Origin of the sequence: Agrobacterium sp. 33MFTa1.1 (assembly GCF_004328495.1) — a bacterium.
In the GTDB taxonomy this organism is placed as follows: Bacteria; Pseudomonadota; Alphaproteobacteria; order Rhizobiales; family Rhizobiaceae; genus Agrobacterium; species Agrobacterium pusense.
Genome location: NZ_CP036359.1, coordinates 1,359,193 through 1,382,500, shown reverse-complemented (window position 1 = coordinate 1,382,500; position 23,308 = coordinate 1,359,193). Strand labels below are relative to the sequence as shown.

Here is a 23,308-nt window from a genome sequence, read left to right as displayed (position 1 = left end):
AGCGGACTTATAAGAGAACCCCACCGAACAAGTCAACAGGCCAAATTCGAAAAACTCAGAAAATTCGACAAGCATCTGAATTTAATATGTTATTTCGGTTTCCTGGGAATGCCGGCCGACGGGCCCCTGTTAAACGCAGCGATTTTGCACAGGAGAAGATCCCGAAGGCCCGCAAGAACCGGGGCGTGCCTTCTTTTGGCCCGGTTCCTCACTAATTGGTTTGTCAACGAAGCGTTAACATGGGGCATGCCTGCGCATATCCTATAAAGCGCGCTGCAAACCTTTAGCCATGGTGTCGATGGATTTGACTCGCGGCTTTGAAAGTTGCACATCTTCGCCTGAAGTTTCTGGAGAGCGCATGACCGACGGGGCACAGCCAGTATGACTGCGGATCGCAACGTGATCCGGTCGCTAGGCACGGAACCGCCAATTCTGGCGGAAGGGCGACGTGCACCCGATCGCCGCGAAATTTCGCTTCGATGGCTTTCCGGCACGTTCCTCACTGGTATTACCTCTTCCATATTGATGGGTGTGGCCCTGTTTGCCGCTCTCGACGGACGTCAGCAGCTTGCCATCCCCGCCGAAGCCTTCGCCAAGGCGGATATGGGCAACAACGTGACGGAGGCAGCCCGTCGCGGCACGCGCCTCGTGGCACCGAATATTGCCGCGCGACCGTCCGACCGCTCGATCATGGAAGTCTCGACAGTCATCAACGAAGGCGACAAGGAAGTGGTCCGCAAGGTGCCCTTCTCCCACGTGAAAATTCCGCTTGCGGCAAATTACGCCAAGCAGGACGACTATCCAGCCTTCGATCCCCTTAATATCTTCGCCAGCAATGACGACAAGGACGCGTCGGCACCTGCACCGAGCAGGACGGGAACGATTTACGGTTCCGAGGTCGAATCCGAAGTCAGCCTGAAGACCGTTGCCTTTCCCGTGCAGCATTCCAAATTCCCCTTCGCCGGCTCGCTGAGCTTCGATGAGGTGGAGGAAGCCGTGCGTTCCAACGGATCGATCCTGACAGACGGCAACGAACAGCTTGCCGCGCTTTATTACATCGATCCACGCCGTTTCGATAATGACGAAGGCGACGTCGACATCACCGCCGGCCTGGCCGCCCGCGTCGTCGAACAGAACATGTCGGTCTCGACGCCGCAATCGGCCTCCGTTCCCGTCAAGGAATATGCCGATGACGTGATCCCTGCCCGTCAGACCGAAACCATCGAGGCCGCGCTTTTCGGCGCAGGTTATTCGAAGGCACAGTCTTCGGAGATTGCCGGCCTGCTGGCACCGCAAATCCAGTCGAACAATGTTGAAAGCGGCGACGTGCTGCGCGTCGGCATCCTTCAGGAAGACGAGAAAAGCGATATCGTGCGCGTGAGCCTTTACCGCAAGGGCCGCCACATGGTCACCATGGCCGTCGATGACCGCAAGCGCTTCATCAAGGCCAGCGAACCACCGAAACTGGACGCGGTGGCGACCGCCTTTGACAGCACACCCGCACCTGCGGCGGGGCGCGATCTGCCAAGCGTCTATGACGGGGTGTACCGCGCCGCGCTTGCTTACGGCATGAACCAGGGCATGGTTTCGCAGTTGATCAAGCTTCTGGCCAGCAGCGTTGATTTCCAGGCGCAGCTCAAGCCCGCGGATACGCTCGAAGCCTTCTTCTCAGTGGAAGATGCGGATGGCAAGGCGACGGACAAGTCGGAGCTGCTCTATGTCAATGCCAAGTTCGGCGACAACGAGACACGCTTTTACCGGTTCCAGAATCCGGAAGACAACAGCATCGATTATTTCGATGAAAACGGCAAAAGCATCCGGCAGTTCCTGTTGCGCAACCCGGTTCCAAACGGCCGCATGACCTCCGGTTTCGGCATGCGCCGCCATCCCGTGCTGAAATTCAGCCGCATGCATACGGGAACAGACTGGGCCGCCGCCCGGGGCACGCCGATTATCGCAACGGGTAACGGCACTGTCGAGAAGGCCGGATGGGCTTCCGGTTACGGCAACCAGACCCTGATCCGCCATGCCAATGGCTATGTCTCTTCCTATAACCACCAGAGCGCGATCGCCAAGGGGGTCACCGAGGGGGCAAAGGTCCGGCAGGGTCAGGTCATCGGCTATGTGGGGTCGACCGGTCTTTCGACCGGCGCGCATCTGCACTACGAGCTGATCGTCAACGGCACCAAGGTGGACGCGATGAAGGTGCGTCTGCCGGGCGGCAAGTCGCTTTCCGGCGAAGCGCTGGCGCGTTTCTCCGACGAGAGAAAACGCATCGACAATCTGCTGAATATCGAAGAAAAGTCCAATCAGGTGGCAAGCCGCTGATCGGCAGGGGATTTCAGATCAACAGAGTCCGCTTATAGGAAAAGGGCCCCGTTTCCGGAGCCCTTTTTTTATGCAGCGTCGGCGGCCTCAGTGTCGGCCTCGGCTTTTGGCGGCTTGACCTTGAACAGCAGCCGGTCGGTTCCAGAGGTCACCTTGACCCGCGAACCATCGGGGATTTCCCCGCCAAGGATCATTTCCGCAAGCCTGTCCTGAACCGCCTTCTGGATCACCCGCTTCAGCGGACGCGCGCCATAGGCGGGATCGTAGCCTTTGTTGGCAAGCCAGTTACGGGCATCCTCATCCAGTTCGAGCGAAATCTTGCGATCTCCCAGCAGCGAAACGAGCCGCTTCAACTGGATTTCCACGATGGCACCCATCTCGTCCCGCCGCAGGCGATGGAAGAGGATGATATCATCGATACGATTAAGGAACTCCGGCCGGAAATGCGACCGGACACGCTCCATCACCAGTTCGCGAACCGAATCCACGTCGTCATTGTCACCCATCTGCGTCATGAATTCCGAACCGAGGTTCGAGGTCATGATGATGATGGTGTTCTTGAAATCGACGGTGCGGCCCTGGCCATCCGTCAGGCGGCCATCATCCAGCACCTGCAGCAGGACGTTGAAGACATCCGGATGCGCTTTTTCGATCTCGTCGAACAGCACGACCTGATAAGGCCGGCGGCGAACCGCTTCCGTGAGCGCCCCGCCCTCCTCGTAACCGACATAGCCGGGAGGCGCACCGATGAGCCGGGCAACGGAGTGTTTCTCCATATATTCCGACATGTCAAGGCGAACCATCGCGGTTTCGTCGTCGAACAGGAAGCGGGCCAGCGACTTGGTCAGCTCGGTCTTGCCCACGCCCGTCGGGCCGAGGAAGATGAACGAACCGATCGGCCGGTTGGGATCCTGCAGGCCGGCACGCGAACGGCGAACCGCCTTGGACACGGCCTGAACGGCCTCACCCTGCCCGACAACGGACTTGGCAAGTTCGTCTTCCATGCGCAACAGCTTTTCGCGCTGGCCTTCGAGCATCTTGTCAACCGGAATGCCGGTCCAGCGGGAAACGACATGCGCGATGTTGTCCGCCGTCACCACTTCCTGAACCATCGAGCCGGCACCGCTGCTGTCCCGCGCTTCCGCTGCAGCCAGTTCCTTTTCGATCCCCGGAATGATGCCGTAGGTCAATTCACCGGCGCGCTGGAACTGACCGTTGCGCTGCGCGATCGCCAGTTCGTTGCGGGCTTCGTCCAGCCGTTTCTTGAGATCGGCGGCGTGGCCGAGCTTCTGCTTTTCCGCCTGCCAGCGGGCCGTCAGCGCATCGGCCTTCTCTTCCGTATCCGCCAGTTCATCCTCGAGCTTCTTGAGCCGGTCGACAGAAGACTGGTCCGTCTCCTGCTTCAGGGCTTCGCGCTCGATCTTGAGCTGGATGATCCGGCGATCCAGTTCGTCCAGTTCTTCCGGCTTGGAATCCACCTGCATGCGAAGACGCGACGCGGCTTCGTCCATCAGGTCGATTGCCTTATCCGGCAGGAAACGGTCGGTGATATAGCGATTGGAAAGCGTCGCAGCCGCAACCAAGGCCGAATCCGAGATACGGACCTTGTGGTGCTGTTCGTATTTTTCCTTCAACCCGCGCAGGATCGAGATCGTGTCCTCAACGGTCGGTTCATCCACCAGCACGGGCTGGAAACGGCGGGCAAGGGCCGGATCCTTCTCCACATGCTTGCGATATTCGTCGAGCGTGGTGGCGCCAACGCAGTGCAGCTCACCGCGGGCAAGCGCGGGCTTCAGCAGATTGGAGGCATCCATCGCCCCATCCGCCTTACCGGCGCCGACCAGCGTATGCATTTCGTCGATGAAGAGGATGATGCCGCCATTTTCAGACTGCACCTCATTGAGGACAGCCTTCAGGCGCTCTTCGAACTCACCGCGATATTTCGCACCTGCGATCAGCGCGCCCATATCGAGCGCCATCAGCTTCTTGTCTTTGAGGCTTTCGGGCACATCGCCATTGACGATGCGCAGGGCGAGGCCTTCGGCAATCGCCGTCTTACCGACGCCAGGTTCACCGATCAGCACGGGATTGTTCTTGGTACGGCGAGACAGCACCTGAATGGTACGGCGAATTTCATCGTCGCGGCCAATAACAGGGTCCAGCTTGCCTTCGCGGGCCTCTTCCGTCAGGTCGCGCGCGAACTTCTTCAGCGCGTCAAAGCCCTGTTCGGCATTGGCGCTGTCAGCCGTGCGGCCCTTGCGGATATCATTGATGACCTGATTGAGCGCCTGCGCCGTCACGCCGGCCTTCTTCAGGGAAGCCGAAGTGGAAGCAGAGCTTTCAATCGCAAGCGCCTGCAGAAGACGCTCGACGGTGACGAAACTATCGCCAGCCTTTTTGGCCAGGTCTTCGGCGGTGGAAAACACCTTTGCAAGGGGAGCCGTCAGCGAAAGGCCGCCATTGCCACCGGATACCTTTGGTAATTTTGCCAGTGCGGCATCATTGGCAAGACGCGCTTCTTTCGCGTCGCCGCCAGCCCGCTCAATCAGCGATGCCGCCATACCCTGCTCGTCATCGAGCAGCACCTTGAGAACATGCTCGGGCGAAAACTGCTGATGGTTTTCGGCCAGCGCAAAGGTCTGCGCCGATTGCAGAAAACCGCGAACGCGCTCGGAGTATTTTTCAATATTCATAGTCGAACCTCCATAGACCGGCCCGCCCGCTTTCGGCACGGCTCCGGGTGTTAGGGTTGAGGCTCCCTCAAAAGGCAAGCCCCGCTACGACAGCCGTGTTTAAGGATTTCACGATCGCCGCCTCTCGATGGTCGGTCGCCAGCAGTATCGGCAACCTTCCATCCTGCTCGAATATGGGAGGCATTTTCATCGGTTTAAAGGGGAAGAAATCCGGCCGTCGAGAAATTTTCCCAGGAAGTTGACGGGCGTCAGCTTCACCCTGCTAGCCATGCTGGCGCGCGCAGTCATAGACTTTGGCGCGCCAAAATAAAAAAACTCCGGCGAGCCGGAGTTTTCAGTCTGGGGCATGTCTGCCTGCGCTGTTTATTCCGCGGCGTTTTCAAGCGTGGCGGGAGCGGCCTCTTCACCGGCTCCTGCATCTTCACCTTCGGCACCTTCGGCAGCCGCAGTGCGACGTGGACGGCGCTGGCGCGGACCGGTCGCCCGGCGCGTCTTCGGTGCGCGTTCGGCTGGAGCTTCCGCCTGCTGCTGTTCCTCTTCGACGGCCACCTCCATCGGCGTACCCTCGATGACGGGCTGCGGCGCCTGACTGGCGTCATAAACCGGAGGCTGCTGGTCTGCGCTCGCCTGCTGGCGTGGCTGACGCTCCTGCCGCTCACGGCGGTCGGGACGTTCACGGCGCTCCTGGCGCTGCTCGTTCCGTTCGGCGCGCTCCTGGCGTTCGGGCTGCTGCGCGCGCTCGGCCTGTTCGGCCTGATGCTGCGGTGCAATGGCGCCTTCGTCACCATCATTCACATCCATCTCGTCGGCATCGGCGGCGTTATACTCGCCGCGGTCGTCGCGCTGGAAGCGTTCCTGCATCTGCGCCTGAGCCGACGCGATGATGCGGTTATAATGTTCAGCGTGCTGCAGATAGTTTTCAGCCATCACGCGGTCGCCGGAACTCTGTGCGTCGCGCGCCAGAGCCGCGTATTTTTCCGCTATGTGCTGGGCTGTGCCACGGATTTTAACATCGGGGCCGGAACTGTCATAAGTCCTGGTCAGCGGGTTACCGCCCTTGCGGTTGAAGTTGTTGTTACCGCCACCATTATTATTGTTGTTGTTTCCACGCCCCCGGCCGCGCTTGTTTTGCTGTCCTGGCCTCATCAATTGCTCACCTGAATTCTGTTTTGCTGATAATCTGGTTGTTTTCATGCAATTCCGGGCGGAAAACCGCTGGAAATTTTTCCTGAAATTGCTCCATCACGCGCCCTGCCGAGATACCTCCGGACAAGACCTCGCGTAAGACGACCGGTCGCGCAAATGCTGCACCGAGCCGTCTGCGAACAAAGTTTACTGATTCACATGCCGGAAACGCCCAGCCTTTCAGGGCTCTTTAAAGAACCCGCTTCGGGACTGACCCATACCCTGACGAATCTCAGTTCGTCCTCAGCCACCCGGCATGTGGCCGCAAACTATCCCGCTTCCCGCGGAAATCCAAGCCTTTTCTTTTGCTGTGCAAAATATCCTTGCAAAAAATTCCGCAGACATATCGTCGTCAACTATCTCCGGAAGGTCAAAACTCTATCATTACCGCCATAATCCTTCACGGCGTCCAGAAGAGAGAAGCCGTGGGAAGAAAATATAGCGGAAACATCAAGCCTTTGATCGAAACCGATCTCCACACCGACAATCCCGTTTTCCACAAGAAAGCGGCCTGCTTCGGCAGCGATGAGGCGGTACGGTGCAAGGCCGTCCTGACCTCCATCCAGCGCCGCCAGAGGATCATGATGACGAACCTCTCGGTCAAGCGTTGCGACGATATCGCTTCTTATATAAGGCGGATTCGACACAATTATGTCAAAGCGGCCAGAGATTTTTTCGAACCAGTCGCTTTGAACGGGTTCGAAACGACCGCCGAGATCATTTCGGAATGCATTTCTCGAGGCTGTCTCCAGCGCGTCGGCGGAGATATCGCTGCCGACACCGGTCGCCGCCGGGCATTCCTTCAAAAGCGCGAGACAGATCGCCCCCGTGCCTGTGCCCAGATCGAGAATACGCGCGCTGCCCCTGGCTGAAACGGCAGCCTTCAAGGCAGGCAGCAGCGTGTCTACCAGAACCTCCGTATCAGGGCGCGGCTCGAGCGTTTCCCTCGACAAAATAAGATCCAGGCCATGAAACTCCCGATGGCCCAGGATGCGGTGAACAGGCTCGCCGCCGGCGCGTCTTTCAACCATCGCATCAATTCGGGCTTGCTCCTCGGTCGTGAGCGACCGGTCCGGCTTCATCACGAAGTCGGTCAACGAAAAACCGACGACTTCGGCAATCAGGAGACGCGCATCGAGAAGTGGATCGGCGATCCCCGCCGCCTGCAGCCGCTTGCGGGCCGCGGCAAGTTCACTTGCGACAGTGGCCCCGGCCGGCGCGCTCAATGCTGCTCGCCGAGTTGCGCCAGCTGCCCCGCCTGATAATCGGCGATCAGCGCATCCACGAGCTCATCAATCTCGCCTTCGATCATCCGGTCCAGCTTGTAGAGCGTGAGATTGATACGGTGATCGGTGACACGGCCCTGAGGGAAATTATAGGTGCGGATGCGCTCGGAGCGGTCGCCGGAGCCCACCTGGCTCTTGCGGTCGGCCGAACGTTCACTGTCCACCTTCTGGCGCTCAATATCGTAAAGTCGTGAACGAAGAACCTGCATGGCCTTGGCGCGGTTCTGATGCTGCGATTTCTCCGAGCTCGTCACGATCAGCCCTGTCGGCAAATGGGTGATGCGAACGGCGGAATCGGTGGTGTTGACGTGCTGGCCGCCGGCGCCCGACGCACGCATCGTATCGATGCGAATATCTTCCGGGCGGATTTCGATATCGATTTCTTCCGCTTCCGGCAGCACCGCGACGGTGGCCGCAGACGTGTGGATGCGGCCGCTTGCTTCCGTTTCCGGCACGCGCTGCACCCGGTGAACGCCGGACTCGAATTTCAGCTTGGAGAACACCCCTCGCCCACTGATCGTGGCGATGATTTCCTTATAACCGCCGGCTTCACCCTCGCTTGCGGAGAGCACTTCCACCTTCCAGCCCTTGGAAGCAGCAAAGCGCTCATACATGCGGAACAGATCGCCGGCAAATAGTGCCGCCTCGGAACCGCCGGTCCCGGCGCGTATTTCGAGGATCGCACTTTTTTCGTCCGCAGCATCCTTCGGCAGCAGCAGGACCTGCATGTCCTTCTCGAGCTCTTCGATACGGCTCTCGATCTCCGGAAGCTCCATTTCCGCCAGTTCGCGCATATCCTTGTCGGTCGTCTTGTCGGCAAGCAGCGCTTCGAGATCGGCGGCCTCAGAGATCGCCTTCTCGTATTCGCGAATTTTCTTCACCACCGGCTCGAGCTCGGAATATTCCGAAGCGAGCTTCACATAGACATCCGCAGCAGGCCCGGCCGACATACGCGCTTCGATCTCGCCGAAACGTCTTTCCAACTCGCGCATTTTTTCGACGGGAAGCTTCGCCACCAGTCACTCCAATTATGAAACAGTTCTTTTTAAATGGGAATGGAATGCGTCGCCGCAAAGCGTAACAACACCTCGCGCGCGCTTTCCAGCGAATTATGATCATCCAGCGCCGCGTTCAACTCTTCGGCAAGACTTGCGGCATCGAGCCCGAGCAGCATGGCCTTCACGGGGCCGATCGCCGTCGGCGACATGGAAATCGAACGGAATCCAAGTCCGATAAGAGCCATTGCCGAAAGTGGCTTGCTCGCCATTTCACCGCACAGCGTAACCGAAGTCTGATGCCTTTCGCCCGCCCGCACGATATCGCGAAGCATGCGCAGGAACGGCTTGCCGAGATTGTCGAAGCGATCCGAAACACGGGCGTTGCCGCGATCCACAGCCATCGAGAACTGGAAGAGATCATTCGAACCCACGGAGACGAAATCCACCTCCTGCATCAGCTCATCGAGCTGCCACATCAGCGCCGGCACCTCCAGCATGGCGCCGAACTGCAGCTTTTTCGGCAGCGCATGGCTGAATTTGGAAAGATGCTGTACCTCCTTCTGCAGCAGGTCGCGTGCAGCGCGGATTTCGGACACTTCCGTCACCATCGGCAACATCATGCGCAGTTCGGCACCGGAAGCGGCGCGCAGAAGCGCGCGCATCTGCGTGCGCATCAGCCCCGGCCGGTCGAGCGACAGGCGAATCGCCCGCCAGCCAAGCGCCGGATTTTCCTCCTCCTGGCCGCGCATATATGAAACGACCTTGTCGCCGCCAATATCGAGCGTGCGGAAGGTAACGCTCTTGCCCTTCGCCTGCCGCAGGACGGAGCGGTAGAAGGCCTCCTGTTCCTCACCCTTCGGCATGTTGGAAGCGATCATGAATTGCAGCTCGGTACGGAACAGTCCAATGCCATCGGCACCCGATTCGTCCAGCTGCGGCAGATCCACCAAAAGACCAGCATTCATCTTGAGGTTGACCTTCTGGCCATCTTTGGTGATCGGTTCGACATTGCGAAGTGCGCGGAACTGCTCTTGCCGGCGGGCACGCAGACGCACTTTTTCCTCATAGGCGCGTTGCAGATCCGACATCGGACGCAAATGCACCTGGCCGTCATCGCCATCGATGATGATGGGATCGTTGTTTTCGGCAAGCGCGACAATGCCCGTCGCCTGCCCGATAACCGGAATGCCCATGGCGCGGGCCACGATGACGACATGGCTGGTCACCGCGCCATCTTCCAGCACCAGACCACGCAGTTTTTCGCGCGGATAATCCAGGAGTTCGGCCGCCCCCATGGCGCGGGCCAGCACGATGGCATCGAGCGGGAAATCCTGTTCCGGACCACGACCGCCGAAACCGATGAGCTGCCGAAGCAGCCGGTTGGCGAGATCGTCGAAATCATGCATGCGCTCGCGAAGGTAAGGATCGGTCAGGCGCATCATGCGCGCCTTGGTATCGCTCTGCACCTTCTCGACCGCCGCTTCCGCGGTCAGGCCGTTGCGGATCGCTTCTTCCATGCGTCGCACCCAGCCCTGATCGTGGGCGAACATGCGGTAGGTCTCGAGAACCTCGCGGTGTTCGCCTTCGGTCGGTACGTCACGGCGCTGCAGCATGTCATCGATGGAGAGCCGCAGCGAGCCGATAGCATCGGCAAGGCGACGGATTTCCGTATCCGCATCTTCGTTCAGCAGGTTGGTAACGACAATGCGCGGATCGTGCAGCACCACATGGCCAAGACCGATGCCTTCGCCATAGGCGTCGCCGTCGATGGAGACGGCACGCGTCAGGTCCAGCTCGACACCGGGGCGTGTGATCTTCTTCAACTCGCCGCTCGCCACTATTTCAGCGATAAGCATCGCGGTTGTTTCGAGCGCTTCAATTTCATCCTCCCGGTACGTTCGGCTGGCCTTGTTCTGGACCACAAGAACGCCAAGAGTGCGACCGGAGCGCAAAATTGGCACGCCGAGGAAGGAATGATAAATTTCCTCACCGGTTTCAGGAAGATAGCGGAATGCGGGATGCGCCTGCGCATCGGAAAGATTGAGCGGCTGGGCGGAAGCGGCAATGGTGCCGACAAGACCCTGCCCCATTTTCAGCTGGGCAAGATGCACGGCATCCTTGTTGAGACCTTCCGTCGCATAAAGCTCAAGCACGCTGTCGGAACGCAGCACATAGACCGAGCAAACCTCCGCCACCATGTTGCCGGCGATCTGACGGACGATCTGGTCAAGGCGGTCCTGCGGTTCAAGGTGCTCCGCCATCATTTCGCGCAGCCGCTTGAGCAGGACGCGCGGACCTGCGGAAAGGTCTCTCATCGCGTTTGCTCCCCGACGCTTCCGATCCGAATGTCATAATATTCGGGAATCAAAACGTCATTTAAAAATTTATAGCGCGAGAAGCGCGTCCCGCAAGGGACACGCTTTCATGAAACGCCACATCGGAAGAACGCAACTCCGAAGAATCGGAGCATCGGGAACCGATGTCTCGGCTTAGCTCTTATCGAGGCCGTAAGCAGAATGCAAAGTGCGAACCGCAAGTTCGGCATAGGCGCCATCGATCAGGATCGAAATCTTGATCTCGGACGTGGTGATCGCCTTGATGTTGATGTTCTTCTCGGCCAGTGCCTTGAACGCGCTGGCGGCAACGCCCGCGTGGCTGCGCATGCCAATGCCGATGACCGAAACCTTGGCGAGGCCGGTTTCGTTCTGTGCAACGTCGAAGCCGATCTGGGCCTTGTTGTCATCGAGAACCTTAAGCGCCTTGGCAACGTCGCCCGAAGGAACGGTAAAGGTCATGTCGGTGCGCGAACCGTCTTCGGAAATGTTCTGCACGATCATGTCGACATTGATGTGCGCTTCCGCCAGAGGCCCGAAGATCGCGGCGGAGACGCCCGGACGGTCGGCCACGCGGCGCAGCGAGATCTGTGCTTCATCCTTGGCATAGGCGATGCCGGTTACGACTTCCTGTTCCACGATTTCATCCTCGTCACAAATCAAAGTACCGGGCGGGTTGATGAGGTCGCCCATGCCCGGCGCATCGGGATCCTCGAAACTGGAGCGAACGAAGGTGCGCACCTTGTGTACCATGGCAAGCTCGACCGAGCGGACCTGCAGGACCTTGGCACCGAGCGACGCCATTTCGAGCATTTCCTCGAAGGCGATCTTTTTCATGCGGCGAGCCTTGGGCTCGATGCGCGGATCGGTCGTGTAGACGCCATCGACATCCGTATAGATGTCGCAACGATCCGCCTTCACGGCAGCGGCAATGGCAACGGCCGAGGTGTCGGAGCCGCCGCGGCCAAGCGTTGCAATGCGGTTATCGGGACCGATGCCCTGGAAGCCGGCAACAACGGCAACCTGGCCCTCGCCCATGCGTTTCACGATATCCGAGCCGTCAATCTCGAGAATGCGGGCGGCGCCATGCGCATTATCGGTGCGGATCGGGATCTGCCAGCCCTGCCAGGAGCGCGCATTGATGCCCATGGATTGCAGCGTGATCGCCAGAAGACCTGACGTCACCTGCTCGCCGGATGCGACAACCGCGTCATATTCGCGCGCATCATAAAAGGAGGCGGCATTGCTCCCCGTAATCTTTGCTGCGTTCTGCACCCAGTCAACCAATTCGTTGGTTTTACCGGACATGGCGGAAACGACCACAGCCACTTCATGGCCGGCATCCACTTCGCGTTTCACATGCCGGGCGACATTGTGAATGCGTTCGAGGTTCGCGACGGACGTGCCGCCGAATTTCATGACAATGCGAGCCATAGCCTTGACCAGTACCATCCCATTTTCCCGCCGGCTCTTTCAAAAGACGGACGGACAAGAACAAACCCAGTCGGCTCTTCCTGACAAAGAGCCTCAAGTTGCGGGTCTCTTAGCGAAAAGGCGGGGGCCACGCAATGCCGTTTATGAACCATGCGGTACGCCTTTTTCGGGAGCCTGAACATGCAACAATGGCGCACTGACGCGCCGGCGGGATAAAGCACCCGCAAAAGACCGTACCGCGGTGCACTGTACAAATCGGCCCATTCGCAGTATGAGCGCGGCAATGCAACCGGCCAGATGGCCGAAATGGCCTGTATCGGCTGCCCCGGAGACTTTAGGATCTATTGGTTTCGGGCGGATGCGGGCGGCTTCATATCCGAAAGACGGTAGATGACAGACACCCAGGGTATCGCCCCGGCGATCGCGCAGGCGTTGGAAAAACGCGGCTACAAAGATTTGACCCCCGTGCAGCAGGCCATGCTTGCGCCGGAACTTGCCGACAAGGACGCGCTGGTTTCCGCGCAGACCGGTTCCGGCAAGACCGTTGCCTTCGGCATCGCGCTTGCGACCACGCTGCTGCGTGACAACACCCGTTTCGGCCAGGCCGCTGCCCCTCTGGCGCTTGCCATCGCCCCCACACGCGAACTGGCCATGCAGGTCAAGCGCGAGCTGGAATGGCTTTACGAATTTGCCGGTGTCTCCATCGCCTCCTGCGTCGGCGGCATGGATATCCGCAATGAGCGCCGGGCGCTGGAGCGCGGCGCGCATATCGTCGTCGGCACGCCCGGCCGTCTCTGCGACCACATCAAGCGCAATGCACTCGATCTCTCATCGATCCGCGCTGTCGTGCTCGACGAAGCCGACGAAATGCTCGACCTCGGCTTCCGTGAAGATCTTGAATTCATTCTGGAGGAATCGCCCGAAGATCGCCGCACGCTGATGTTCTCGGCCACCGTGCCGCGCAGCATCGCCAAGCTGGCCGAAAGCTACCAGAAGAACGCCGTGCGCATCGCCACCGCTTCCGAACAGAAGCAGCATGTGGATATCGAATATCGCGCGCTTCTGGTTTCGCCTTCCGATCGCGAGAACGCCATCATCAATGCGCTGCGCTTTTACGAAGCCCGCAACGCCATCGTGTTCTGCTCCACCCGCGCCGCGGTGAACCATCTGACGGCCCGCCTGAACAATCGTGGCTTCTCCGTCGTGGCTCTCTCCGGCGAACTGACGCAGAACGAGCGCACACATGCCCTACAGGCCATGCGTGACGGCCGCGCCCGCGTTTGCGTGGCGACAGACGTTGCCGCCCGCGGCATCGACCTGCCCGGCCTCGAACTCGTCATCCATGCCGACCTGCCGACCAATTCCGAAACGCTTCTGCACCGTTCCGGCCGTACCGGCCGCGCCGGTCAGAAAGGCGTCAGCGCCATCGTGGTGCCGGTCAGCCAGCGCCGCAAGGCCGAGCGCCTGCTCGAAGGCGCCAAGGTCAGTGCCGCATGGGTACACCCACCCTCCGTTGAAGAGATCGTCGAGCGCGACGGCGCCCGGCTTCTGGCCGATCCTACGCTCAGCGAAGCAGTGGCGGATGACGAACGCGATTTCGTGACCAAGTTGCTGGAACAGCATGGCGCGGAAAAAGTCGCGGCGGCCTTCGTGCGCCTTTATCATGCGGGGCGTTCGGCACCGGAAGACATTTTTGAAGTCGCGCTTGATAACACCCGCAAGCCGCGCCGCGACAGTTTCGAAACACCCGAAAACAACGCTCCGCGCCGCGACAGGTCCGATTTCTCCGACAGTGCCTGGTTCTCCCTGTCTGTCGGTCGCAAGCAGAGTGCAGAACCGCGCTGGCTTATCCCGATGCTCTGCCGTTTCGGCAAGATCACCCGCCAGGATATCGGGGCGATCCGCATGCAACAGACCGAAACCTTCGTGGAACTGGCAGCCGATGCCGTCGACCGTTTCACTTCCGCCATCGGCAAGGACATGACACTGGAAAAGGGCATTCGCCTCAAGGCGCTTGAGGGCAAACCCGAGATGACTGGCGGCTTCCGCGAAGACACGCGGCCGGCCAAGGCCCAGCGGAAGTTCAGCAAGTCCGACAACGCGAGCGCCCCCCGCGATGATCGCAAGGGCGAAGACAAGCCCTGGAAAAAGAAAAAGCCCTTTGGCGACAAGCCGAAATATGAGGGCAAGAAGGACAAGCCATTCGAAAAGCGTGGGCCAAAGCCGACAAAGGGCTGAGGACGCCCTTCGTTTTTAGCTCTTGCAAGAAAATGAGTCCCTTTTTGTGGGACTCAAGCCGGTCGACGACCTCCTCCGTCATGCCGGACCTGATCCGGCATCCAGCCACGACGCGTCTGCGTCGTGAGAAGACCCTTTTGCGATCAAAGACTTGATCGCGCTAGACCCCGGATCAAGTCCGGGGTGACGGAGTGGGGATGCGAAAACTTTGCAATCGATTCAGGTCGACAGATTCAACAAAAAGCCCCGCTCTCGCGGGGCTTTTATTTTGTCTCAATTCTCAAAACGCCTGTGCTCAGAATTCCAGCGCGCGGTCGCCGTTTTCGTCCTTGATGCGGTTCGGAAGACCGATCTTGTTCAGAAGGTTCAGGAACGGCTTCGGTGGCAGTTCTTCAACGTTTGCCATCTGCTTCACATCCCATTCGCCTGTCGCTATCAACATGGCGGCAGCAACCGGCGGAACGCCAGCTGTGTAGGAAATGCCCTGCGAGCCGACTTCTTCATAGGCTTCCTTATGGTCAGCCACGTTGTAGATGAAGACTTCGCGTTCCTTGCCGTCCTTGATACCCTTGACGATATCACCAATGCAGGTCTTGCCGACATAATCGGGCGCCAGCGAAGACGGATCGGGCAGCACGGCCTTGACCACCTTCAGCGGCACGACTTCCAGACCTTCAGCCGTCTTGACCGGCTTTTCGGAGAGCAGCCCGAGGTTCTTCAGCACGGTGAAGACATTGATATAGTGATCGCCGAACCCCATCCAGAAGCGGACATCGGCGCCGTCCATGTTCTTGGACAGCGAATGCACTTCGTCATGGCCGGTCATATAGGCCTTCTGCTTGCCGACGACAGGCAGATCGAATTCCTGGCCGACTTCGAACATCTGGTTGGTCTGCCACTGGCCATTCTGCCAGGAATAGACGACCCCGGTGAACTCACGGAAGTTGATTTCCGGATCGAAGTTGGTGGAGAACCAGCGGCCATGGCTGCCGGCATTGATGTCGACGATATCGACCGAGGTGACCTTGTCGAAATACTCATCCTTGGCAAGACGCGCATAGGCGTTGACGACACCCGGGTCAAAACCGACACCGAGAATGGCAGTAATGCCCTTCTCCTTGCATTCTTCAGCACGCTTCCACTCGTAGTTTCCATACCACGGCGGCGTCTCGCAGATCTTGGTGGGATCCTCGTGGATCGCCGTATCCATATAGGCAACACCCGTGTCCATGCAGGCACGAAGAACGGACATGTTGACGAAAGCCGAACCGACATTGATGACGATCTGTACGCCGGTCTTGTTGATCAAGGCTTTCGTCGCCTCGATATCCATCGCGTCAAGCGCATGGGCCTCAAGTTTCACATCTGTCTTGAGGCTCTTCTTTTCGCGTACGGACTCGACAATCTTGCGGCACTTTTCCAAAGTCCGTGACGCAATATGAATGTCTCCCAATACATCGCTGTTCTGGGCGCATTTATGCGCCACGACCTGTGCTACGCCACCGGCGCCGATGATCAGAACGTTCTTCTTCATTTCAGGTGATGCCTCCTTTTCCCCGCAGGGATGAGCTTCGTTGGATGTTGAAACAGGGTTTAAGACAGGCTTTGCTCGAAATCGGCAAAGTCGAATTCACGGACGGCGCGAACCGAGCCGTCGAGTTCCTTGATGGCGATCGTCGGCATCTTCACGCCGTTGAACCAGTTTTTCTTGACCATGGTGTAACCGGCTGCGTCCTGGAAGGAGATGCGGTCACCCACTTTCAGCTCCTTGTCGAAACGGAAATCGCCGAAAATATCGCCAGCGAGGCAGGACTTGCCGCAAACCATATAGGGATGTTCGCCCTCGTTCGGCGATACCTTGGCGCTCTCACGATAGATCAGAAGATCGAGCATGTGCGCTTCGATGGAGCTGTCGACGATCGCGAGGTTCTTGCCGTTGAACAGCGTGTCGAGAACCGTCACTTCGAGCGTCGTGCTCTTCGTGATCGAGGCTTCGCCCGGCTCAAGATACACCTGCACACCGTATTTTTCTGAGAAGGCACGCAGACGGTCGCAGAACTGGTCGAGCGGGTAGTCGTCGCCAGTGAAATGAATGCCCCCGCCGAGGCTGACCCATTCAGCACGCGACAGCAGCGATCCGAATTTTTCCTCGATCTGCGTCAGCATGCGGTCGAACAGGGCAAAATCGCTGTTTTCGCAGTTATTGTGGATCATGAAACCGGAAATGCGATCCATGACCTTGTCGACCTTGGCGACATCCCATTCGCCAAGGCGGCTGAACGGACGTGCGGGATCGGCGAGATCGAAGCTCGAGGAGCTGACCTGCGGATTGAGGCGCAGACCGCGCGTGATGCCGGACGCCTTGTCGGCAAAGCGCTCCAGCTGGCCAATGGAATTGAAGATGATCTTGTCGGCATTCGCAATCACCTCGTCGATCTCGTAATCGGCATAGGCAACGGAGTAGGCATGGGTTTCACCGCCGAATTTCTCGCGGCCAAGACGGACTTCATAGAGCGAGGAGGAAGTGGTGCCATCCATATATTGCGACATGAAGTCGAACACCGACCAGGTGGCGAAGCATTTCAACGCCAAGAGCGCCTTGGCACCGGATTTTTCCCGCACATAGGCAATCTTCTCCATGTTGCGAAGAAGTTTTGTCTTGTCGATGAGGTAATATGGCGTCTGCAGCATCTCGTTTCACATATTGATTGAAGTCAAGGTCGGTCTTGGATGATGGGCCTTATATGATGCTTGTTACAGGAAAACAAATGTCCGGGGGCTAATTCCTTAAAAATGAGGCGCGTCGAGCGGGACGAAGAAAACACATGACGTTGCGGAACCAAGTCGGTGTCGCTGCGTTTCAATCACGGACAGGCGGGTAATTTCTGCCGCCGTAATGAAAGTCAGCGGCGTCAGTCATGGACATGTCGCCATCTCCATCAACGATGTTCAAGAAGGACTTCACTCATGGCAAGCGTGCGTAGCAGCGTTAATGACAAGATCCAGCAATCCCTCGAAAGCGGTGATGCAGCCGATGTGGCCGCGCAGCTCGCCCAGCTTCGCGAAGATCTGGCAAATCTTGCCAAGAGCGTGAAGGCGCTTGGCGTCGGTGCTTCGCATGAGCTGAAAGCTCAGGCCGCGCGTGTTGCGGACGATGCCATCTCCGCATCGAGCGACATGGCGGATACCGTGCGCAACGAGATTTCAACGCTGAATGACAATCTGACGGATCAGGTCCAGCGAAACCCGCTCCAGTCGCTCGGCATCGCGGTCGGCGTCGGTTTCGTTCTTGCCCTCCTGACACGTCGATAAGCTCATGCTTGAGGCATTGCTGGTCTATCTGGGGGAGACCCAGCGTGAAGGGCGTGTCGTCACGAGACGACTGCGCTCTGTCATCATATTATCGGTGCTGGCGGGAATATTTTTCCTGATAGCCTTCGTGGCGGCCGTTGTAGCCGGATCGATTTACCTCGCCCGGCACGTCGGCGCAGGCCCTGCAGCGCTGGTCGTCGCCGGATCCGCGTTTCTGCTTGGAGTCATCATGCTTGTGGCACTCGCCATCCTGAAGCGTCCTAGGGTCTATGCAACAAGGCCGGTCACGCCACTCGCCGCCGCAGCGCCGCTGACGGCGGCGCCGCTTGCTCTTCAGTCGTTGCTTTCACTCGCGATACAGGCGCGCCCCTATGCGACACTTGCCGTCGCCGTCGCAGCCGGGTTTCTCGCCACGAGAGCAGGTACAAAAAAGACCAAGTAACTTCTTGGCTCGCCAGCGACACCAACCGCGCATCCGGCCCATGGATGCGCGGTTTTTTTTATGTTACCCGCGAAGGATAGATTGGTTGATGGCGCACTGCGTCACGCCGCCCTTATTTAAACAAAGTAACATACAGTCTCGGCGCATCCGTAATTTTTTGAAAGGCAATTGATGAAGAAGAAAGTCCTTGTCGTCGGTGGTGCCGGCTATATCGGTTCTCACACGTGCCTTCTCCTCTCTGAAAGAGGGTATGAACCCGTCGTTTTCGACAATCTCTCCAACGGGCATGAGGAATTCGTCCGCTGGGGGCCGTTCGAACAGGGCGATATTCGCGACCGGGCGCGGCTGGACGAAGTCTTCGCCAAATACCGGCCGGAGGCGGTTCTGCATTTCGCGGCACTGATCGAGGTCGGTGAATCGGTCAAGCAGCCCGTGGCTTTCTATGACAACAACGTCATCGGCTCGCTCAACCTGCTTTCGTCCGCCATCGATGCCGGTGTCAATGCCTTCGTATTCTCCTCCACCTGCGCCACCTATGGTCTGCCGGAACAGGTCCCGATCGACGAAACGCACCGGCAGGCGCCGATCAACCCCTATGGCCGCACCAAATGGGTGGTCGAGCAGGCGCTGAAAGATTACAGCGCCTATAAGGGGCTGCGCTCGGTAATGCTGCGCTACTTCAATGCCGCAGGAGCTGATTTCGAAGGCCGCATCGGCGAATGGCACAAACCGGAAACCCACGCGATCCCGCTGGCCATCGAGGCCGCACTCGGCCGGCGTCAGGGTTTCAAGGTATTCGGCACGGATTACGACACGCGCGATGGAACCTGCGTGCGCGACTACATCCACATTCTCGATCTCGCCGACGCCCATGTGCGTGCAGTGGATTATCTGCTGGCGGGCGGGGAAACCGTGGAACTCAACCTCGGCACCGGCACGGGCACCACGGTCAAAGAATTGCTGGCAGCGATTTCGGAAGTCTCCGGTCGGCCCTTCCCCGTCGAATATACCGGGCGTCGGGATGGCGATTCGACAACACTGGTGGCAAATAACGAAAAGGCGAAAGAGGTTCTGGGCTGGGAACCGCGCTATTCTCTTTCCGATATCATCAAATCCGCCTGGGCATGGCATTCGTCGCGGAACGCGGGTGAATAAACCAGTCAGTTGATAAAAAGACACCGGCCGACGGCCGGTGTCTCCCGCGGGACGGCGGATGGCGCCTGTTCCCGCTCCTGCCTCCCAGGTATGGGATTTATGGCTTTGTCGCCGAAGTGGTGGTGCTGTCGGGTGCCGCGGGGGTTGCCGCGTTCTGCTCGCTGGTCTTCTGCTCCAGCGTCTTGAATTCCGGCGCTGCCTTCAGCGTTTCCGCGGTTTCGGTCGTCGTCAGGCGAATGGTGCCGTCCTGCGCGTTGCGCGTCATCGTCACCTTGTCCATGGGAACGGCCACGTCCTTGGCGCCGATACCCAGGAAGCCGCCAACACCGATCACCGCTGCAACCAGACCGCCGTCCTGTTCCATGATGAGGTTCGTCACATTGCCGATGCTCTCATCGGCCGCTGTATAGACAGACTTGCCGATATAGTCATTGGCGCTGATTTGCGTTTCGCCCTGCTCCGTCAGATAGGCTCCGCCGGTGGTCGTGGCTGCGCTGTCGTTGGCCGAGGGTGCTGCAGGAGCCATGGGCGTCGCTGAGGGCGTCGCCGGTTCAGTCTGTGCGCTGGGATTTGCCGGCGCGGGCTGCGTCGTGCCCTGAGCGATGGCAAGCGGCGCGAAAGCCGTCGTGCCCATGAGGGCGGCGGTGACGAGGATCGTAAGTTTCTTTGCCATTTCGTACCTTCCTTTCATCGTTCTCAACTGGCCGGCGGAAACATTTTTCCGCTCTTCGACCGGTTCGACTGGCAAACGGCATGGTTGTCCAAATAGTTCCGATTTTTTCAATCACGGCTTTGGGAGATGTCGTGAACCACAACAACCAAAGGTAAGAAATCAGCCATTGCCAATGGGGTATGGCGCGGTATTATCCATGTCGTAACAAAGGGATAAATGCCGGAGTTTTTATATGCCTCGACCCGGCAACAGACTGAAGAACATGATCTCGGCATTGCGTCGGCGTAGCGCGAATTTTTTCCCGACCGCCTCCATCGGCACCTATCTGGTGGTGATGGCGACCGTTATCACTTTGCCGCTGATCCTTTTTGTCGGCTACTTGATGCTCCGCCTGGAAGCGGAAAAACGCGACGACCTGCAGCGCGAGACGATCGAGGATGTACGGGTCGTCAGCCGCAACATCGATCGCCGTCTGCAGGAAATCGCCACCTCGCTCAATCTGCTGTCGCAATTTCCCGAACTCGAGAGCGGCAATCTCGCCGCCTTTCAGGGACGCGTAGCAGACAGCCTGAAACGGGAGGGTCTTTATGCCATTCTTGCCACCAAGGATGGCCAGCAGCATCTCAACACCCGTGTGCCCTTCGGCAAGCCTCTCGGCAAGGTGCCGGCCGAGGCCGATCTCGCCAAAGCGATAGAATCCCGCCGTATAACGGTATCGAACATTTTTTTCGGCTCAACCAGCAAGGAATGGGTGTTCAACGTTACCATGCCGCTCGATCCGGAACTCGGGTCTGCCGGAGACGCCCTCATCCTGACGCAGAATGCCAGTGACCTGAGCCGGCTCATCTCCACCGAGAACCTGCCGCGAAACTGGGCGGTCGCTATCATCGACGGCACCAATCGTGTCGTTGTATCCACCGCTCCTGACGAGGCGGCGATTGGCAAACCGTTCGTCACCCCGGCCATACTCTCCGAAATGCAGGCCTTCAGCGGCAATTTTTTCGACGGCAAGGGCAATCTTTACGCCTATGCGCAATTGCCGGGCTGGCAGTGGAAAACCGTCATGTGGGGGCCGCTTGCCGCCAGTCAGGCTGCGCTGGTCGATACCTGGCGGCAGATGATGATCGGCAGCCTGGTACTAGTTTTGATTGCTATAGGAGGCGCCTATCTGGTGGGGCGGCAATTGCGCAGCTCGATCCGCGACCTGACCCTCATGGCCGAGCGCATTGGTGAAGGTGAGATCGTCGCGCCGGTGGATACCAAGATAAAAGAGGCCAATCAGGTGGCCATCGCGCTTTCAAACGCCTCCTTCGACAGAAGCCAGTCAGAAGAAAGGCTGCAATTGCTGCTGCATGAGCTGGTGCACCGCTCCAAGAACATTCTCACGCTTGTTCAGGCGATGATACGGCAACTGGGCCGCGAGAATAAAAGCATTCCGGAATTCCAGAAAGAGGTGGACCATCGCCTGCGCGGCCTCGGCATGTCGATCCGGGCCTTGGCGGAAGTTCAGTGGCAGGGCTTGCCAATCCGGAAACTGATCGAGACCCACCTCGATGTTTTTGGCACGGTGGCAGAGCGTTTTGTTCTGGCGGGAGACGATTTCATGCTCTCGCCCGAGGCCGCGCAGAATTTTGGCCTCGTCGTGCATGAGCTTACCACAAATTCCATAAAATACGGCGCTTTGTCCGCGCCCTCAGGCAAAATTACTGTCCGTTGGGAACCGGTTGAAAAAGACGGGCGGCAGATGCTTCATCTTGTATGGACCGAAACGGGTGGCCCCCCGGCGCAGGAGCCCAGCCGCAAGGGTTTCGGGACTACGGTCATCAAGAGGCATGCGGAAGGCGCTTTCGGAGGGAATGTGACAACGGAATATCGTGAAAGCGGTTTCGAATGGGCGCTGGAGGCGCCGATGCGTTACTTCACGCCCAAACGATCCGATCAGGCGGGCTCCCACTAACTAATCGGACCCGCAAAAGTGACGATAATTCGTGAGCCGCAAAAAATATACATTTTGCTGGAACCGAATCTCGCCAGGTGTGTTTTTAATGCAGGCCAAGCAATTCCCCCGTCCCCGCCTGAAGCTTGGCCCAGTATAAACGGGTTTCGCCCCTGAAAACCCGTCATTGAAATAGCACGGCTCTCTCTGAGCCGTGCTTTTTTAATGTCTTCTGTAGTGAAAGGCGGCCGAGACGTCCGTCCGGCCGCGTGCGTCGCTTACATATCTGCGACGTCGCCCGAGGGGAATTTCAGCCGATAAACAATGCGCTCCGGAGTAAGCTCATATTCTGCACTTCCTCCCAGGGCGGAGGGAACCACCTTTTCCAGCACGACGCTGCCAAAACTGCCGCGCCTTGCCTCCACGGGTTCCTTCGACGGCGTCATCGGCTCGTTCCATTCGACTATATAGAACTCCCCCTCCTGCCGGCATTGCAGGGATATTGGCGGGTGATAGGCGAGATTGCCGCTGTGGCTGACAGTGTTGACAACAAGTTCGTGAAAGGCGAGCCCGATATAGAGCGCGCCGTTCGGATTGAGCAGCAGGTTCTCGCCCTCCATATGGATGAGGTTCGGATATTCAGGCACATAGAGATCGAATTGCTGGCGCAGCAGCTCGAATATACGTGCCCCCCGCCAATCGGAATCGGTGATGAGATCCTGGCTTTGGGCAAGCGCATGCAGGCGCCCCCGGAATTTGCGCAGGAAATCATCCTTGGTGAGACTGAAACGGGCCGTCTGGCCCGCAAGGCTCTGGATGATCGCCAGCAAATTCTTGGAACGGTGACTGACTTCGCGCAGCAACGAACGCAGAAGTTGCTCGCGTCGCCGTTCCGCCGTCACTTCCCGGATGGTGGTTTTCATCACCATCTGGTTCATCTGATTCAAAGTTGAGTGCACGTGGAACTGGAAGACTCGATCATTGCCCGCGCCCACTTCCAGCATGCCGCGACTGCCAGCCGCGCCCATGTCTTTCTTGAGCTCGGCCAACCGCCCGGACAAATCCTTTCCGAACAGATTTTCATCAGTTGGAGGGGATTCAGCCGGCAGCTTCCAGACATCCGGAAGATTGGCCACGAATATGTAGTCACGGTTGCGGTCCTGGAGCATGACTGTCTCACCCGAATCGAGCAAGGCAAGGACGAGCGAATCGTGAAGTTCGCTTTCGTCCCTCTCCGCGTTATGCCACGCCAGCCGATGCAAATTCATCTCCTTGCAGAAAGTCGCGGGGCAGCC

At 58.6% G+C, this 23,308-nt stretch carries 16 protein-coding genes; 6 read left to right on the top strand and 10 right to left on the bottom strand.

Translation table 11 applies throughout. The features are described 5' to 3' along the window. The first annotated feature begins 381 nt into the window (after window positions 1-381). Window positions 382-2,328, top strand: coding sequence for a M23 family metallopeptidase (locus tag EYD00_RS20175; RefSeq protein ID WP_006698031.1), 1,947 nt, complete (start codon window positions 382-384; stop codon window positions 2,326-2,328). 68 nt (window positions 2,329-2,396) lie between these two features. On the opposite strand, the gene clpB is transcribed toward EYD00_RS20175, so the two are convergent. The 6 genes from clpB to EYD00_RS20145 form a co-directional block, all read right to left on the bottom strand. Continuing rightward, window positions 2,397-5,021: an ATP-dependent chaperone ClpB gene (gene clpB / locus EYD00_RS20170; protein ID WP_006698032.1), complete on the bottom strand. Its 2,625-nt coding sequence runs from the start codon at window positions 5,019-5,021 to the stop codon at window positions 2,397-2,399. Window positions 5,022-5,384: 363 nt separating this feature from the next. Then, on the bottom strand, window positions 5,385-6,167 hold the full coding sequence (locus tag EYD00_RS20165) for a DUF4167 domain-containing protein (RefSeq protein ID WP_034500240.1): 783 nt from the start codon (window positions 6,165-6,167) through the stop codon (window positions 5,385-5,387). A gap of 395 nt (window positions 6,168-6,562) precedes the next feature. Beyond that, window positions 6,563-7,432 (bottom strand): peptide chain release factor N(5)-glutamine methyltransferase, encoded by an 870-nt coding sequence (prmC, locus tag EYD00_RS20160; RefSeq protein WP_022563497.1) that lies wholly within the window; start codon window positions 7,430-7,432, stop codon window positions 6,563-6,565. Beyond that, window positions 7,429-8,508, bottom strand: a complete 1,080-nt coding sequence (gene prfA / locus EYD00_RS20155) for a peptide chain release factor 1 (RefSeq protein ID WP_004437995.1) — start codon at window positions 8,506-8,508, stop codon at window positions 7,429-7,431. The genes prmC and prfA overlap by 4 nt, the downstream gene beginning before the upstream one ends. A gap of 29 nt (window positions 8,509-8,537) precedes the next feature. Further along, a complete protein-coding gene (gene ptsP, locus EYD00_RS20150; protein ID WP_004437993.1) occupies window positions 8,538-10,805 on the bottom strand; it encodes a phosphoenolpyruvate--protein phosphotransferase in 2,268 nt (755 codons plus the stop codon). 174 nt (window positions 10,806-10,979) lie between these two features. Beyond that, the gene (locus EYD00_RS20145; protein WP_006698035.1) at window positions 10,980-12,257 is read right to left on the bottom strand and encodes an aspartate kinase; all 1,278 of its coding nucleotides are present in this window, start codon (window positions 12,255-12,257) and stop codon (window positions 10,980-10,982) included. A gap of 390 nt (window positions 12,258-12,647) precedes the next feature. On the opposite strand from EYD00_RS20145, the gene EYD00_RS20135 reads away from it, so the two are divergent. Beyond that, complete coding sequence (locus tag EYD00_RS20135) at window positions 12,648-14,495, top strand: DEAD/DEAH box helicase (protein ID WP_022563496.1); 1,848 nt, start codon at window positions 12,648-12,650, stop codon at window positions 14,493-14,495. Window positions 14,496-14,790: 295 nt separating this feature from the next. Here the strand turns inward: EYD00_RS20135 and EYD00_RS20130 are convergent, their stop codons facing one another. Together EYD00_RS20130 and nspC are read right to left on the bottom strand one after the other, a co-directional pair. Continuing rightward, complete coding sequence (locus EYD00_RS20130; protein WP_004437987.1) at window positions 14,791-16,029, bottom strand: saccharopine dehydrogenase family protein; 1,239 nt, start codon at window positions 16,027-16,029, stop codon at window positions 14,791-14,793. A 59-nt stretch (window positions 16,030-16,088) separates the two neighbouring features. After that, window positions 16,089-17,186, bottom strand: coding sequence for a carboxynorspermidine decarboxylase (gene nspC, locus EYD00_RS20125; RefSeq protein ID WP_004437985.1), 1,098 nt, complete (start codon window positions 17,184-17,186; stop codon window positions 16,089-16,091). Window positions 17,187-17,462: 276 nt separating this feature from the next. Between nspC and EYD00_RS20120 the strand changes: the two genes are divergently transcribed. The 3 genes from EYD00_RS20120 (at window position 17,463) to galE (ending at window position 19,404) form a co-directional block, all read left to right on the top strand. Further along, the gene (locus EYD00_RS20120) at window positions 17,463-17,807 is read left to right on the top strand and encodes an ElaB/YgaM/YqjD family protein (protein ID WP_004437983.1); all 345 of its coding nucleotides are present in this window, start codon (window positions 17,463-17,465) and stop codon (window positions 17,805-17,807) included. 4 nt (window positions 17,808-17,811) lie between these two features. Next, window positions 17,812-18,249: a hypothetical protein gene (locus EYD00_RS20115; protein ID WP_004437980.1), complete on the top strand. Its 438-nt coding sequence runs from the start codon at window positions 17,812-17,814 to the stop codon at window positions 18,247-18,249. Window positions 18,250-18,420: 171 nt separating this feature from the next. Then, window positions 18,421-19,404, top strand: coding sequence for a UDP-glucose 4-epimerase GalE (gene galE, locus EYD00_RS20110; RefSeq protein ID WP_022563495.1), 984 nt, complete (start codon window positions 18,421-18,423; stop codon window positions 19,402-19,404). 97 nt (window positions 19,405-19,501) lie between these two features. Here the strand turns inward: galE and EYD00_RS20105 are convergent, their stop codons facing one another. Further along, the gene (locus tag EYD00_RS20105) at window positions 19,502-20,077 is read right to left on the bottom strand and encodes a PRC-barrel domain-containing protein (protein ID WP_022563494.1); all 576 of its coding nucleotides are present in this window, start codon (window positions 20,075-20,077) and stop codon (window positions 19,502-19,504) included. Window positions 20,078-20,309: 232 nt separating this feature from the next. Here EYD00_RS20105 and EYD00_RS20100 point away from each other — a divergent pair, with 232 nt between their 5' ends. Further along, a complete protein-coding gene (locus EYD00_RS20100) occupies window positions 20,310-22,034 on the top strand; it encodes a sensor histidine kinase (protein ID WP_004437972.1) in 1,725 nt (574 codons plus the stop codon). A gap of 257 nt (window positions 22,035-22,291) precedes the next feature. On the opposite strand, the gene EYD00_RS20095 is transcribed toward EYD00_RS20100, so the two are convergent. Continuing rightward, window positions 22,292-23,281 (bottom strand): sensor histidine kinase, encoded by a 990-nt coding sequence (locus EYD00_RS20095; RefSeq protein ID WP_034500236.1) that lies wholly within the window; start codon window positions 23,279-23,281, stop codon window positions 22,292-22,294. Window positions 23,282-23,308: the final 27 nt, after the last annotated feature.

What these genes read in the sequence shown, in the direction of transcription:
- EYD00_RS20165 (WP_034500240.1), bottom strand. Translation starts at nt 6,167, where the DNA reads ATGAGGCCAGGACAGCAAAACAAGCGCGGCCGGGGGCGTGGAAACAAC.
- EYD00_RS20120 (WP_004437983.1), top strand. Translation starts at nt 17,463, where the DNA reads ATGGCAAGCGTGCGTAGCAGCGTTAATGACAAGATCCAGCAATCCCTC.
- EYD00_RS20115 (WP_004437980.1), top strand. Translation starts at nt 17,812, where the DNA reads ATGCTTGAGGCATTGCTGGTCTATCTGGGGGAGACCCAGCGTGAAGGG.
- EYD00_RS20145 (WP_006698035.1), bottom strand. Translation starts at nt 12,257, where the DNA reads ATGGCTCGCATTGTCATGAAATTCGGCGGCACGTCCGTCGCGAACCTC.
- clpB (WP_006698032.1), bottom strand. Translation starts at nt 5,021, where the DNA reads ATGAATATTGAAAAATACTCCGAGCGCGTTCGCGGTTTTCTGCAATCG.
- nspC (WP_004437985.1), bottom strand. Translation starts at nt 17,186, where the DNA reads ATGCTGCAGACGCCATATTACCTCATCGACAAGACAAAACTTCTTCGC.
- EYD00_RS20135 (WP_022563496.1), top strand. Translation starts at nt 12,648, where the DNA reads ATGACAGACACCCAGGGTATCGCCCCGGCGATCGCGCAGGCGTTGGAA.
- EYD00_RS20100 (WP_004437972.1), top strand. Translation starts at nt 20,310, where the DNA reads ATGCCTCGACCCGGCAACAGACTGAAGAACATGATCTCGGCATTGCGT.
- EYD00_RS20105 (WP_022563494.1), bottom strand. Translation starts at nt 20,077, where the DNA reads ATGGCAAAGAAACTTACGATCCTCGTCACCGCCGCCCTCATGGGCACG.
- EYD00_RS20175 (WP_006698031.1), top strand. Translation starts at nt 382, where the DNA reads ATGACTGCGGATCGCAACGTGATCCGGTCGCTAGGCACGGAACCGCCA.
- ptsP (WP_004437993.1), bottom strand. Translation starts at nt 10,805, where the DNA reads ATGAGAGACCTTTCCGCAGGTCCGCGCGTCCTGCTCAAGCGGCTGCGC.
- galE (WP_022563495.1), top strand. Translation starts at nt 18,421, where the DNA reads ATGAAGAAGAAAGTCCTTGTCGTCGGTGGTGCCGGCTATATCGGTTCT.
- EYD00_RS20095 (WP_034500236.1), bottom strand. Translation starts at nt 23,281, where the DNA reads ATGAATTTGCATCGGCTGGCGTGGCATAACGCGGAGAGGGACGAAAGC.
- EYD00_RS20130 (WP_004437987.1), bottom strand. Translation starts at nt 16,029, where the DNA reads ATGAAGAAGAACGTTCTGATCATCGGCGCCGGTGGCGTAGCACAGGTC.